The organism is Buttiauxella sp. S19-1, from assembly GCF_022134725.1.
Classification (GTDB): Bacteria; Pseudomonadota; Gammaproteobacteria; order Enterobacterales; family Enterobacteriaceae; genus Buttiauxella; species Buttiauxella ferragutiae.
In genome coordinates this window covers 15655-28218 of the sequence record NZ_JAHWLU010000032.1, presented here as the reverse complement: position 1 = coordinate 28218, position 12564 = coordinate 15655, and the positions used below count along the sequence as shown (strand labels likewise).

Sequence of the window (12564 nt, the reverse complement as noted above, 5' to 3'; positions counted from 1 at the left end):
CAAAATCATCATGTTGAACCAGCCAATAGATGTTGCGGTAGTCGGCGGGGGGATGGTCGGCGCGGCTGCCGCTCTTGGTCTCGCGCAAAATGGTTTTCAAGTGGCAGTTATTGAGCATCAGGCGCCTGCTGCCTTTGACGCCACAAGCCAACCCGATGTGCGTATTTCGGCTATCAGCAGCGCGTCAGTGGGTTTACTGAAATCGCTAGGTGTCTGGCAGGCGATTCGGGCAATGCGTACACATGCGTATCGCCAGCTTGAAACCTGGGAGTGGGAAAGCGCACACGTGAGCTTTAATGCCCAGGAGCTTGGACTGCCAGAACTGGGTTATATGGTTGAAAACCAGGTTTTGCAGCTGGCTTTATGGCAGGCGCTGGAAGCCCATCCGAACGTTACGTTGCTCTGCCCGGCTCAAATTGACCGTATGCACGGGCAAGCAGGGAAGTGGACGCTGCATTTTGCGGATGAGCAGACCTTAACGGTGCCGATGGTGATTGGTGCTGATGGTGCGAATTCACAGGTGCGCCGCTGGGCGGGCATTGGTATTCATGCCTGGCAATATCGCCAGTCTTGCATGTTAATTACCGTGAAGTGCGAGTCTCAGCCTGGCGACAGTACCTGGCAGCATTTCACACCAGCAGGGCCGCATGCGTTTTTACCGTTGTTCGATAATTGGGCATCTCTGGTGTGGTACGACTCACCGGCTCGAATTCGCCAGTTGCAAAATATGTCGATGCCGCAGCTGCAAAAAGCCATTCAAGCGAATTTTCCTGAACGCTTAGGCAAAGTCACTCCCGTCGCCAGTGGCGCATTCCCGCTGACGCGTCGCCATGCGTTGCAATACACGCAACAAGGTTTGGCGCTGATTGGTGACGCTGCGCATACCATTCACCCGTTAGCCGGGCAGGGGGTAAATCTCGGTTATCGTGATGTGGAAGCGCTGCTTGATGTGATGATCAATGCACGTAGTTATGGGGAGAATTGGGCGGATGCGCGAGTGTTAAAACGCTACCAGACGCGCAGGCAAGCGGATAATTTCCTGATGCAAAGCGGCATGGATCTGTTCTACGCCGGTTTCAGTAACAACTTAGGGCCGCTGCGAGTCATTAGAAATCTGGGGCTGATGGCAGCAGAACGCGGTGGTGTACTGAAACGCCAGGCGTTGAAGTATGCGTTAGGGTTATGAGTCGATAGTTTTTCGTAGGTCGGATTAGCGTTAGCGACATCCGACTTCAATTCAGACGAGATTATTCAAACGCAGAAAAGCAAAAAGCTCGCCGAAGCGAGCTTTTCATTTTTGGCTGGGGTACGAGGATTCGAACCTCGGAATGCTGGTATCAGAAACCAGAGCCTTACCGCTTGGCGATACCCCAAAAATATGGTGGCTACTACGGGAATCGAACCTGTGACCCCATCATTATGAGTGATGTGCTCTAACCAGCTGAGCTAAGTAGCCTAATTTTAAAACTATTTCTTCGACTGGCTGGGGTACCTGGATTCGAACCAGGGAATGCCGGTATCAAAAACCGGTGCCTTACCGCTTGGCGATACCCCAACTTAGGGCGCACAAAACTAACGTGCTATGTCGAAAACTGCTATATCAAAAAAATTGGCTGGGGTACCTGGATTCGAACCAGGGAATGCCGGTATCAAAAACCGGTGCCTTACCGCTTGGCGATACCCCATCCGTGCAACGCGTTAAAATGGTGCGGGAGGCGAGACTTGAACTCGCACACCTTGCGGCGCCAGAACCTAAATCTGGTGCGTCTACCAATTTCGCCACTCCCGCGCTAAAAAAAGAATAATGGTGGCTACTACGGGAATCGAACCTGTGACCCCATCATTATGAGTGATGTGCTCTAACCAGCTGAGCTAAGTAGCCTTCTTTTTTTCTGCGTAACCTTATCGGCGTTGCGGGGCGCATTATGCGTAGTTGGACTTCTAGCGTCAACAAATTTTTTCCCGAAAAGTCGCGGAAATTGTCTGTTTGACTAGCTTACGAACAGCTTGATGCAATATTCGTCAATTATCGGTTATTTCGTGGTTTTATTTGATGAAAAGCCCCGAATAAGGGCTGGGGATATTGCAGAAACAAAAACGGGCCCGTAGGCCCGTGTGTCTAATTTTGCTCGCTTATTTGTAAGCGGACTGGTGAACGCCTACTGCACGGCCTGATGGATCATTCATTGTTTTGAAGGCTTCATCCCATTCAATGGCCTTAGCGGACGAACAGGCAACGGATGGGCCGCCTGGAACACATTGCGCAGCACTTGGCAGTGGGAACAATTCTTCGAAGATTTCACGGTACAAATAAGCTTCTTTAGAGCCTGGTGTGTTGTACGGGAAGCGATAGCTTGCGGTTTCCAGTTGTTGGTCGGTGACCTGACCCGCAGCAACTTCTTTCAGCGTGTCAATCCAGCTGTAACCTACACCATCGGAGAACTGCTCTTTCTGACGCCATGCCACACTTGCTGGCAGATAGGATTCAAAACATTCACGAAGGATATGTTTTTCCATCTTGCCGTTGCCGCACATTTTGTCTTTCGGGTTGATACGCATCGCGACATCGAGGAATTTTTTGTCCAGGAACGGTACGCGAGCTTCAACACCCCAGGCCGACATCGCTTTGTTAGCACGCGCACAGTCAAACATATGCAGTGCTTGCAGCTTGCGAACGGTTTCTTCGTGCAGCTCTTTATCGTTTGGCGCTTTATGGAAGTACAAGTAGCCGCCAAACACTTCATCAGAACCTTCACCAGACAGCACCATCTTGATGCCCATGGCTTTGATTTTGCGTGACATCAAATACATTGGGGTAGAGGCGCGAATAGTGGTCACATCGTAAGTTTCAATGTGATAGATAACATCGCGAATCGCATCCAGGCCTTCTTGCACCGTGAAATGAATTTCGTGGTGCACGGTGCCTAAGTGGTTTGCCACTTCTTGCGCCGCAATCAGGTCAGGGGAACCGACCAGGCCGACCGCAAAGGAGTGCAACTGAGGCCACCAGGCTTCTGAGCGCTCTTCATCTTCTACACGACGGGCAGCAAATTTCTTGGTAATTGCAGAGATAACCGAGGAATCCAGACCACCAGACAGCAGCACGCCGTACGGCACGTCAGACATCAGGTGGCTTTTTACGGAATCTTCCAGCGCCTGGCGCAATTCGTTTTTGTCGGTGACGTTATCTTTTACTGCATCGTATTCGAACCAGTCACGCTGGTAGTAACTACGGATTTCACCGTCTTTACTCCACAGATAGCTGCCTGCCGGGAACTCTTTAATGGTGCGGCAAACTGGAACCAGCGCTTTCATTTCGGAAGCGACATACATGTTGCCGTGTTCGTCATAACCCATATACAAAGGGATGATGCCGATATGGTCGCGGCCAATCAGGTAAGCGTCTTGTGTTTCATCATACAGAATGAAGGCAAACATTCCCTGCAGGTCATCGAGGAACTCTGGGCCTTTTTCCTGATACAGCGCCAGGATGACTTCGCAGTCAGAACCTGTCTGGAATTCGTAACGGTCACCGTATTCTGCGCGCAGCGCCTGGTGGTTGTAGATTTCACCGTTAACTGCCAGTGCATGAGTTTTTTCTTTGTTATACAGCGGTTGTGCGCCAGCGTTGACGTCAACAATAGAGAGGCGTTCATGGGAAAGAATGGCTTTATCATTTGCGTAAACACCAGACCAGTCCGGGCCGCGGTGGCGCATCAGACGAGACAACTCAAGCGCTTTTTTACGCAATTCGACCGCATCGGTCTTGATATCCAGAACACCAAAAATTGAACACATAGAACTCTCTCCGTAATGCTTCTGTGAGCCATTAAATTGTATAGTTGCGTTGCATGACTATGAAAATGCGCAATCATTGACGGGAATGCAAGCCCTTTAGTCTTTCAGGGGTAAATAGTTCAATTGCGATTGTTGATTATTGAAAAATGATGAGGGAATAGACGGAATAATTAGCGGATCGGCAATTTAATGAAAGGATCGTTAAATGATGGTTGCAGATTGATAGGGTGGATTAGCGAATGCATTATCCACCACTTAAACGTTTAGATAATATCGACTTCAGCGACCGACGGGTAAATCCACGAAGGGCGGAACGGCATGGCATCAATATCGTTTAACGTCGAAACACCCGACAGCACCAGAATGGTTTCTAAACCCGCCTGGAAGCCTGCAAGAATATCGGTACGCAAGTTATCGCCAACAATCACCGTATGCTCGGAATGCGCCTGCATCTTGTTGAGTGCGGCACGGATAATCCACGGGCTAGGCTTGCCGACACAGAACGGTTTACGACCCGAAATTTTCTCGATCCCTGCGCAAAGCGCACCACAGGCTGGATAGTAACCACGGCCATGTGTATCAGGGTTAGTCGCAATAAAGCGAGCGCCGTTAGCCACAAAATAGGCGGCCTTGTGCATCATTTCCCAGTTATAGGAACGTGTTTCCCCGACGATAACAAAGTCTGGGTTGATGTCAGTGATTGTGAAACCGGCTTTATACAGCTCGTGAATCAATGCACCTTCACCGACAACATAGGCTTTCTTCCCTTCCTGACGGCGCAGGAAATCGGCAGTAGCCATTGCGGAGGTATAGAAGACGCTGTCCGGCACATCAATACCGGCGGATGCAAAACGGTTCGCCAGATCCTGGCCTGTCTGCGAAGGGTAGTTAGTCAGCAGAACTAACGGCATGCCCTTTTCCATGATGCGCGCTAAGAATTCATTAGCACCTGGTACGGCGATGTTGTCGTGCATCAGCACGCCGTCAATATCACAAATTACATTCTGAATGGTCATTGATTACCTTGGCTCACATTTCAGGAAGGCGTAACTATATCGTAAAAAGGCTTACGGCTGAGTTAACTTTCCAGCAAACGTTGCAGCAGAACGCCATTCAACATCGAGCGTTTTACCAAAGCAAACGCGCCAATAGCGGAACGGTCATCGAGTTTTGAACGCACGACAGGCAGGTTTTTGCGGAATGCTTTCAGTACCTGAGTGTTGATACAGCTTTCAATCGCGGGCAGAAGCACTTTTTCGGCTTCAATGATTTCCCCGGCAATCACGACTTTTTGCGGGTTAAACAAGTTAATGGCAATGGCGATGGCTTTACCAAGATGGCGGCCAACATGTTCAATGACTTCGCAGGCTAGCGCATCGCCTTTATTGGCGGCTTTGCAGATGGTAGTAATATCGCAATCTTCGAGTGTCAGGCGGCTGTTGTAACCTTGTTCAAGTAAGTGACGCACACGATGTTCAATAGCGGCATTAGCCGCAATCGTTTCCAGACAACCAAAGTTTCCGCAGTGGCAACGCTCGCCTAAAGGATCCACCTGAATGTGACCAATCTCTCCGACATTACCGTTACGGCCAATAAAAATTCGCCCGTTGGATAAAATCCCCGCCCCCGTGCCGCGGTGAACGCGCACCAAAATGGAGTCATCACAGTCGTGAGTTGCACCAAAGTAGTGCTCAGCAAGTGCCAGGCTACGGATGTCATGCCCCACATAGCAGGTCACTTTGAACTGTTTTTCAAGACTATCGACCAGCGACCAGTTGTTCACCTGGATATGTGGCATGTAACGAATCACGCCGCTTTCAGGGTCAACCAGACCAGGCAAGATTACTGAGATAGCGATCAGCTCACGCATCTTGCGTAAATTTTGCTCGATGAACTGCGATATAGCATTGAGTAATGCGTGCTCAAGCGTTTCCTGAGTACGTTCAGGAAGGGAGTAATGTTCTTCGGCAAGCGGTTTAGCGCTGAGATCAAACAGCGTGATGGTGGCGTCATGGCGGCCAAGACGCACGCCAATGGCGTGGAAATTGCGGGTTTCAGTAATAATTGAGATAGCGCGGCGGCCTCCGGTGGAAGCCTGTTGATCAACTTCTTTGATCAAGCCGCGCTCAATGAGCTGACGAGTAATTTTCGTGACGCTGGCCGGTGCAAGCTGGCTTTGCTCGGCAATCTGAATGCGGGAGATTGGCCCGTGTTGGTCGATCAGGCGGTATACCGCCGCGCTATTCAGCTGTTTTACCAGATCGACATTACCAATTTGAGCCTGTCCGCCAGTCGTCATGCCTTAATTACTCAGTTACGACCTCGTTACCATTAACGAATGTCTTGGTGATTTTAAAATCGCGGGTAAATGCCGTCAGGTTGGCGACTTTCCCAGCTTCGATAGTCCCTATTTGCTGCTCAACACCCATCGCTCGGGCAGGGTAGAGAGTGGCCATACGCAAGACTTCGTCCAAAGCGATACCTGCATGCTCAACCAGGTTACGTACCCCTTCAATCATCGTCAGGGCAGAACCGCTCAGCGTACCGTTCTCATCTACACATAAACCATCACGGTAGTATATTGTTTTTCCTGCGAAAATGAACTCGTCGATATTCGCACCCGCCGGAGCAGTTGCATCGGTGACCAGGCAAAGCTTATCGCCCTTAACCTTTTTCGCCGTACGAATATTGGCATAGTCCACATGCAAGCCATCGGCAATGATACCGCAGTAAACATCGGGTTCATCAAAAATTGCGCCTGCAAGACCCGGTTCACGGCCAGTGATATATGGCATCGCATTGAAAAGGTGGGTTGCGAAGGTAATTCCCGCACGGAAACCAATTTTGGCTTCTTTTACGGTTGCATTGGAGTGCCCGGCAGAAACGACAATGCCAGAAGCGACCAATTTGCTAATGACTTCTGGTGCCACCATTTCTGGCGCTAAAGTGACTTTGGTGATCACATCTGCGTTTTGGCACAGGAAATCGACCAGTTCGGAGTCAGGTTTACGCACGAAACTTGGGTTGTGCGTACCCTTTTTCACCATATTCAGCCATGGGCCTTCAAGATGCAGACCGAGTGCCTGGTGCTGATATTTCGCCAGGTATTCGCGCATCACTTTCACGCCTTGCTTCATCAGCTCATCGCTGCTGGTAATCAGTGTTGGTAAATAGCTGGTGCAGCCAGAACGCTCATTGGCTTTCTGCATGATTTCCAGCGTTTCAACGGTCACCGCATCGGCTGAATCGTTGAACTGCACACCACCACAACCATTCAACTGCACATCAATAAAACCGGGGGCGATGATTGCACCGCCCACATCGCGAGTCTCAATACCCGCTGGGAGATCTGAGCGCGGGCAAACGCGTTCAATCAGGCCGTTCGCGATAATTACCGCGTGATCATCAAGAATTTCATGGCCGGTATAAATCCGACCGTGAGTTAATGCAAACATAGGTACCCCCGGTAATGACTATTACTTAAAGATCTTTGATATTTTCTGCTTCAAGTTCATTGAAGTACTTCAGCGTCTTCACTTTCAGTTCCATGGTGGACGGCTCATCGCAAACTACCACTGCTTTAGGATGCAGTTGCAGACAGCTAATGGTCCACATGTGATTCACGTTGCCTTCCACAGCCGCTTGCAGCGCTTGCGCTTTCAAATGACCAAGAACCAAAATCATCACTTCTTCTGCATCAAGCAGTGTGCCCACGCCAACAGTCAGCGCATATTTTGGCACTTGAGAGACATCGCCACCAAAGAAACGGGAGTTTGCAACACGGGTGTCATGAGTCAGCGTTTTGATACGAGTACGGGATGCCAAAGAAGATGCCGGTTCGTTGAACGCGATATGACCATCGTTGCCTACGCCACCCATAAACAGGTGAATTTTGCCGTAAGAACGAATTTTTTCTTCATAGCGACGGCACTCGGCGTCAACATCTTCGGCGTTACCATTCAGCAGATTGATGTTTTCCGCTGGGATATCAACGTGATCAAAGAAATTGCGGTGCATGAACGTATGATAGCTTTCCGGGTGCTCTTTTGGCAGACCAACGTATTCATCCATGTTAAAGGTGACGACGTTTTTAAAGCTAACCTGGCCCGCTTTGTGCATCTCTACCAGCGCTTTGTACGCTTCAAGAGGCGTGCCGCCGGTTGGCAGACCCAGCAAGAAAGGACGATCTGCTGTCGGATTAAACGCATTGATACGCTTAACGATATGGCGTGCTGCCCATTTGCCTACTTGAGCCGGGGTAGCCAGGGGAATCAGTCTCATCATTCACCTCATAAGTTAATAGAAATACGGATGTCGCCAGATTGATTATCCGAACCCTCTAAGGGTAAACCAGTTTCTTCCTGGTCATAACGGCATCAATCCGTCTTGATTTTTCGGATGATAAAATAAGTTTTAGTCGATAGCTAGCCAAAGGGGAGTGCAATAACAATATTTGGTGATTTTAATCACAAAAAAAGGGTGTTTAATTTGCGATACGAATTAATTTTTCACACACTCAGAAGGTTGGTGAATCTTCGCCATGCTTTCAAGGTTTGTTAAACAATAATAAAACTGCTTTGAACGAGCCTTAACGGGGTCTCATAGGGGGAATTAACGTGAGTATTCTTGGTTACATGCAAAAGGTTGGCCGCGCACTTATGGTGCCGGTTGCCACATTACCAGCCGCAGCCATATTAATGGGTGTTGGCTACTGGATTGACCCAACGAGCTGGGGCGGTGATAACGCATTAGCCGCGTTGTTCATCAAATCTGGTGCTGCAATTATTGATAACATGGGTGTGCTGTTTGCCATTGGTGTGGCTTACGGTATGTCCAAAGATAAAGATGGTGCTGCTGCACTAACCGGCTTTGTCGGTTTCCTGGTTCTGACCACACTTTGTTCGCCAGCGGCTGTTTCCATGATCAAGCATATTCCGCTGGATCAGGTTCCGTTTGCGTTCTCTAAAATTCAGAACCAATTTGTTGGTATCATGGTGGGGATTATCTCCGCAGAGTTGTACAACCGCTTCAGCAGTGTCGAACTGCCAAGAGCGTTGTCCTTCTTCAGCGGCCGCCGCCTGGTTCCAATCCTCACCTCCTTCGTGATGATTGCTGTTGCCTTTATCATGATGTTCATCTGGCCAATCGTGTTTAGCGGCCTGGTAAACTTTGGTGAGCACATTCAGAAGTTGGGTTCTGTTGGCGCAGGTGTTTATGCGTTCTTCAACCGTCTGCTGATTCCAGTGGGTCTGCACCACGCGCTGAACTCCGTATTCTGGTTCGACGTTGCGGGTATCAACGATATTCCTAAGTTCCTTGGCGGTGCTAAATCTATCGCTGAAGGTACCGGTATTGTGGGTATCACAGGTCGTTACCAGGCTGGTTTCTTCCCAATCATGATGTTCGGTCTTCCAGGTGCTGCGCTGGCAATTTACCAGTGTGCGCGTCCTGAAAACAAAGCCAAAGTCATGGGTATCATGATGGCGGGTGCGTTTGCTGCCTTCTTTACTGGTATCACCGAACCGTTGGAATTCTCCTTCATGTTCGTGGCCCCAGTTCTGTATCTGATTCACGCAGTGCTGACGGGTATCTCCGTATTTATCGCAGCAAGCATGCATTGGATTGCTGGTTTCGGCTTCAGTGCGGGTCTGGTGGATATGGTGCTTTCTTCCCGTAACCCACTGGCGACACACTGGTACATGCTGATCCCGCAAGGCCTGGTGTTCTTCGCTATCTACTACGTTGTGTTCCGTTTCACTATCACCAAATTCAATCTGTTGACCCCAGGGCGTGAACTGGCTGTTGCAGGTGATGAAACTGATGGTCAGGACGTGAATGTTAGCGCCAATAGCAATCAAGATGTTTCTGAGCTGGCTCGTCAGTACATCGCTGCTGTGGGTGGTTCAGCTAACCTGACAGGTATCGACGCGTGTATCACTCGTCTGCGCCTGAACGTAAAAGACTCTTCATTGGTTAACGAATCTCTGGCTAAACGCCTGGGTGCAACCGGTGTTATCCGTCTCAACAAAACCAGCGTGCAAATCATCGTCGGCTTCGTCGCTGAGAAAATTGCTAACGCAATGAAAACGGTAGGTGATGTTGCAGCGGCTCCAGTTAGCGCTACAGCTGCACCGGTTGCCGCAGCTACTGCAAAACCACAGGCTGTACCAAACGCTGTCACCATCGCCGCTCTGGTTTCTCCAGTAACGGGTGATGTGGTTGCTCTGGAACAAGTTCCTGATGAAGCCTTCGCCAGCAAAGCAGTAGGTGATGGTGTTGCTGTTAAGCCAACCGAGAAAATGGTTGTCGCGCCAGCTGCCGGTACTATCGTTAAGATCTTTAACACCAACCACGCGTTCTGTCTGGAAACCGAAAAAGGTGCAGAAATCGTTGTCCATATGGGCATTGATACTGTCGCACTGAACGGCCAGGGCTTTACTCGTCTGGTAGAAGAGGGTGCTGAAGTGGTTGCAGGCCAGCCGATTCTGGAAATGGACCTTGATTTCCTGAACGCAAATGCTCGCTCCATGATTAGCCCGGTTGTTTGCAGCAACATTGATGACTACAGCGGTCTGGTTATTCAGGCGCAAGGTTCAGTGGTTGCGGGGCAAACGCCTCTGTACGAAATTAAAGGCAAATAATCGCTCCTGAGTCATAGATTGTGCCTTTAGCGGCTGGAGAGTATTTTCTCCAGCCGCTTTTTTATTGCCTCAGCTTGACCCTTCCCGATCCCCTTATTTATTCAACAAAAGGTTGTTTCCGACGCTTGCTTATAAGATCATGTGCCGATAACTGAAGTTTTTGCACAGAGGAACCCGCGATGAGTGAGGCAGAAGCCCGCCCAACTAACTTTATTCGCCAGATTATTGATGAAGATTTGGCTAATGGTAAGCACACCAGCATTTGCACCCGTTTTCCGCCAGAGCCAAATGGCTATCTGCATATCGGCCATGCAAAATCCATCTGCCTGAACTTTGGTATCGCACAAGATTATCAAGGGCAGTGCAACCTGCGTTTCGATGACACTAACCCAGCAAAAGAAGACATCGAATTCGTAGATTCAATTAAGCACGATGTTGAATGGCTTGGTTTTCACTGGTCAGGCAATGTGCGCTACTCCTCCGATTATTTCGATCAGTTGTTCAACTATGCTGTAGAGCTTGTCAATAAAGGTCTGGCGTATGTTGACGAACTGACTCCAGAGCAGATCCGTGAATATCGCGGCTCATTGACCGCACCTGGGAAAAATAGCCCATACCGCGATCGTAGCGTCGAGGAAAACCTCGCGCTGTTCGAGAAAATGCGTAACGGTGAATTTGCTGAAGGCACTGCGTGCCTGCGTGCCAAAATTGACATGGCATCACCATTTATCGTGATGCGCGATCCGGTTATTTATCGCATCAAATTTGCTGAACACCATCAGACTGGTACCAAGTGGTGCATCTATCCGATGTACGACTTCACGCACTGCATTTCCGATGCGCTGGAAGGTATTACTCACTCTTTATGTACGCTGGAGTTCCAGGACAACCGTCGTCTGTACGATTGGGTGCTGGATAACATCACTATTCCTGTGCACCCGCGTCAGTACGAGTTCTCTCGCCTGAACCTCGAATACTCCATCATGTCTAAGCGTAAGCTGAACCTGCTGGTGACTGAGAAAGTAGTGGAAGGGTGGGATGACCCACGTATGCCAACCATTTCTGGCCTGCGTCGTCGTGGTTACACTGCCGGTTCTATTCGTGAGTTCTGTAAGCGTATTGGCGTGACCAAACAAGACAACACCGTTGAAATGGCTGCTTTGGAATCATGTATTCGTGATGACCTGAACGAAAACGCCCCGCGCGCGATGGCAGTGCTCGATCCGGTGAAAGTGATTATTGAAAACTTCCCGCAGGGCGAAGTGGAAATGGTCACCATGCCAAACCATCCGAACAAGCCAGAGATGGGTAGCCGCCAGGTGCCGTTCAGCCGTGAGATCTACATCGATCGTGCTGACTTCCGCGAAGAAGCGAATAAGCAGTACAAGCGTCTGGTGTTGGGCAAAGAAGTCCGCCTGCGTAATGCTTATGTGATTAAAGCCGATCGTGTTGAGAAAGATGAAGCCGGGAATATCACCGTGCTGCATTGTTCCTACGATCCGGACACATTAAGCAAAGACCCGGCTGATGGCCGTAAAGTAAAAGGCGTTATTCATTGGGTAAGTGCTGAACACGCCTTGCCAGTTGAAATTCGCCTTTACGACCGTCTGTTCAGCGTGGCTAACCCAGGTGCGGCGGAAGATTTCCTGGCAACGATCAACCCAGAGTCTCTGGTGATTAAGCAAGGTTTCGTCGAACCAAGCCTGCAAAATGCTGAGAAAGGCAAAGCGTATCAGTTCGAGCGTGAAGGTTATTTCTGCCTTGATAGCCGTCTGGCAACTGCGGAAAAACTGGTGTTTAACCGCACCGTTGGTTTGCGTGATACCTGGGCCAAAATAGGCGAGTAATTAGTTATACACGCAGTCAATATGTAACAAAGACGCCGCAAATCGCGGCGTTTTTTTTTGCTTAATAATCACAGGATTAAATATTTACTTACATTCGCGATGCGAATTAATGTTATTTATATTTCCCTGGGAATTCTCTGGCTGGTCAATCTCGGAACATAATAAATCCTTTCTTTTATCATGTGAGCGCTCTCATATGGTGGTTTATATCAATATTTGTTGATTTATAAACATAAAATTCCACAGTTGATTTTTGTTACAAATACTCATGAATTATG

The 12564-nt window shown here is 49.3% G+C and carries 8 protein-coding genes and 6 tRNA genes; 3 read left to right on the top strand and 11 right to left on the bottom strand.

Translation table 11 applies throughout. From position 1 onward, the window contains the following. Nucleotides 1-10 precede the first annotated feature (10 nt). Entirely contained in the window at nt 11-1186 is a 1176-nt protein-coding gene (ubiF, locus tag MES37_RS09845; protein ID WP_237931210.1) for a 3-demethoxyubiquinol 3-hydroxylase, read from the top strand. A gap of 112 nt (nt 1187-1298) precedes the next feature. Here the strand turns inward: ubiF and MES37_RS09840 are convergent. The 11 genes from MES37_RS09840 to nagB form a co-directional block, all read right to left on the bottom strand. After that, nucleotides 1299-1373 (bottom strand) — tRNA-Gln (locus tag MES37_RS09840). 6 nt (nt 1374-1379) lie between these two features. Then, a tRNA-Met gene (locus MES37_RS09835) sits at nt 1380-1456 on the bottom strand. A gap of 24 nt (nt 1457-1480) precedes the next feature. After that, nucleotides 1481-1555, bottom strand: a tRNA-Gln gene (locus MES37_RS09830). Nucleotides 1556-1610: 55 nt separating this feature from the next. Next, nucleotides 1611-1685: transfer RNA gene (locus MES37_RS09825), tRNA-Gln, on the bottom strand. Nucleotides 1686-1704: 19 nt separating this feature from the next. After that, nucleotides 1705-1789, bottom strand: a tRNA-Leu gene (locus tag MES37_RS09820). Between the two features lie 16 nt (nt 1790-1805). Beyond that, nucleotides 1806-1882: transfer RNA gene (locus tag MES37_RS09815), tRNA-Met, on the bottom strand. 251 nt (nt 1883-2133) lie between these two features. Continuing rightward, nucleotides 2134-3798 (bottom strand): asparagine synthase B, encoded by a 1665-nt coding sequence (gene asnB, locus MES37_RS09810; RefSeq protein WP_064548661.1) that lies wholly within the window; start codon nt 3796-3798, stop codon nt 2134-2136. Nucleotides 3799-4061: 263 nt separating this feature from the next. Beyond that, nucleotides 4062-4814 (bottom strand): HAD-IIA family hydrolase, encoded by a 753-nt coding sequence (locus MES37_RS09805; RefSeq protein ID WP_064548660.1) that lies wholly within the window; start codon nt 4812-4814, stop codon nt 4062-4064. A gap of 62 nt (nt 4815-4876) precedes the next feature. Next, nucleotides 4877-6097 carry a DNA-binding transcriptional regulator NagC gene (gene nagC, locus MES37_RS09800; protein ID WP_064548658.1) on the bottom strand — a complete coding sequence of 407 codons (1221 nt, stop codon included), beginning with the start codon at nt 6095-6097 and terminating at the stop codon, nt 4877-4879. A 7-nt stretch (nt 6098-6104) separates the two neighbouring features. Beyond that, entirely contained in the window at nt 6105-7253 is a 1149-nt protein-coding gene (gene nagA / locus MES37_RS09795) for an N-acetylglucosamine-6-phosphate deacetylase (RefSeq protein WP_064548657.1), read from the bottom strand. Nucleotides 7254-7278: 25 nt separating this feature from the next. Further along, a complete protein-coding gene (nagB, locus tag MES37_RS09790) occupies nt 7279-8079 on the bottom strand; it encodes a glucosamine-6-phosphate deaminase (protein ID WP_064548655.1) in 801 nt (266 codons plus the stop codon). Nucleotides 8080-8414: 335 nt separating this feature from the next. Here nagB and nagE point away from each other — a divergent pair, with 335 nt between their 5' ends. Further along, nucleotides 8415-10439 carry an N-acetylglucosamine-specific PTS transporter subunit IIBC gene (gene nagE / locus MES37_RS09785; RefSeq protein WP_074388595.1) on the top strand — a complete coding sequence of 675 codons (2025 nt, stop codon included), beginning with the start codon at nt 8415-8417 and terminating at the stop codon, nt 10437-10439. A gap of 179 nt (nt 10440-10618) precedes the next feature. Further along, on the top strand, nt 10619-12286 hold the full coding sequence (gene glnS, locus MES37_RS09780; protein WP_064548654.1) for a glutamine--tRNA ligase: 1668 nt from the start codon (nt 10619-10621) through the stop codon (nt 12284-12286). Nucleotides 12287-12564 lie beyond the last annotated feature (278 nt).

Bases quoted from the DNA above. Each gene is read 5' to 3' on its own strand.
- nagC (WP_064548658.1), bottom strand. From the start codon at position 6,097: ATGACGACTGGCGGACAGGCTCAAATTGGTAATGTCGATCTGGTAAAA.
- glnS (WP_064548654.1), top strand. From the start codon at position 10,619: ATGAGTGAGGCAGAAGCCCGCCCAACTAACTTTATTCGCCAGATTATT.
- asnB (WP_064548661.1), bottom strand. From the start codon at position 3,798: ATGTGTTCAATTTTTGGTGTTCTGGATATCAAGACCGATGCGGTCGAA.
- MES37_RS09805 (WP_064548660.1), bottom strand. From the start codon at position 4,814: ATGACCATTCAGAATGTAATTTGTGATATTGACGGCGTGCTGATGCAC.
- nagB (WP_064548655.1), bottom strand. From the start codon at position 8,079: ATGAGACTGATTCCCCTGGCTACCCCGGCTCAAGTAGGCAAATGGGCA.
- nagA (WP_064548657.1), bottom strand. From the start codon at position 7,253: ATGTTTGCATTAACTCACGGTCGGATTTATACCGGCCATGAAATTCTT.
- ubiF (WP_237931210.1), top strand. From the start codon at position 11: ATGTTGAACCAGCCAATAGATGTTGCGGTAGTCGGCGGGGGGATGGTC.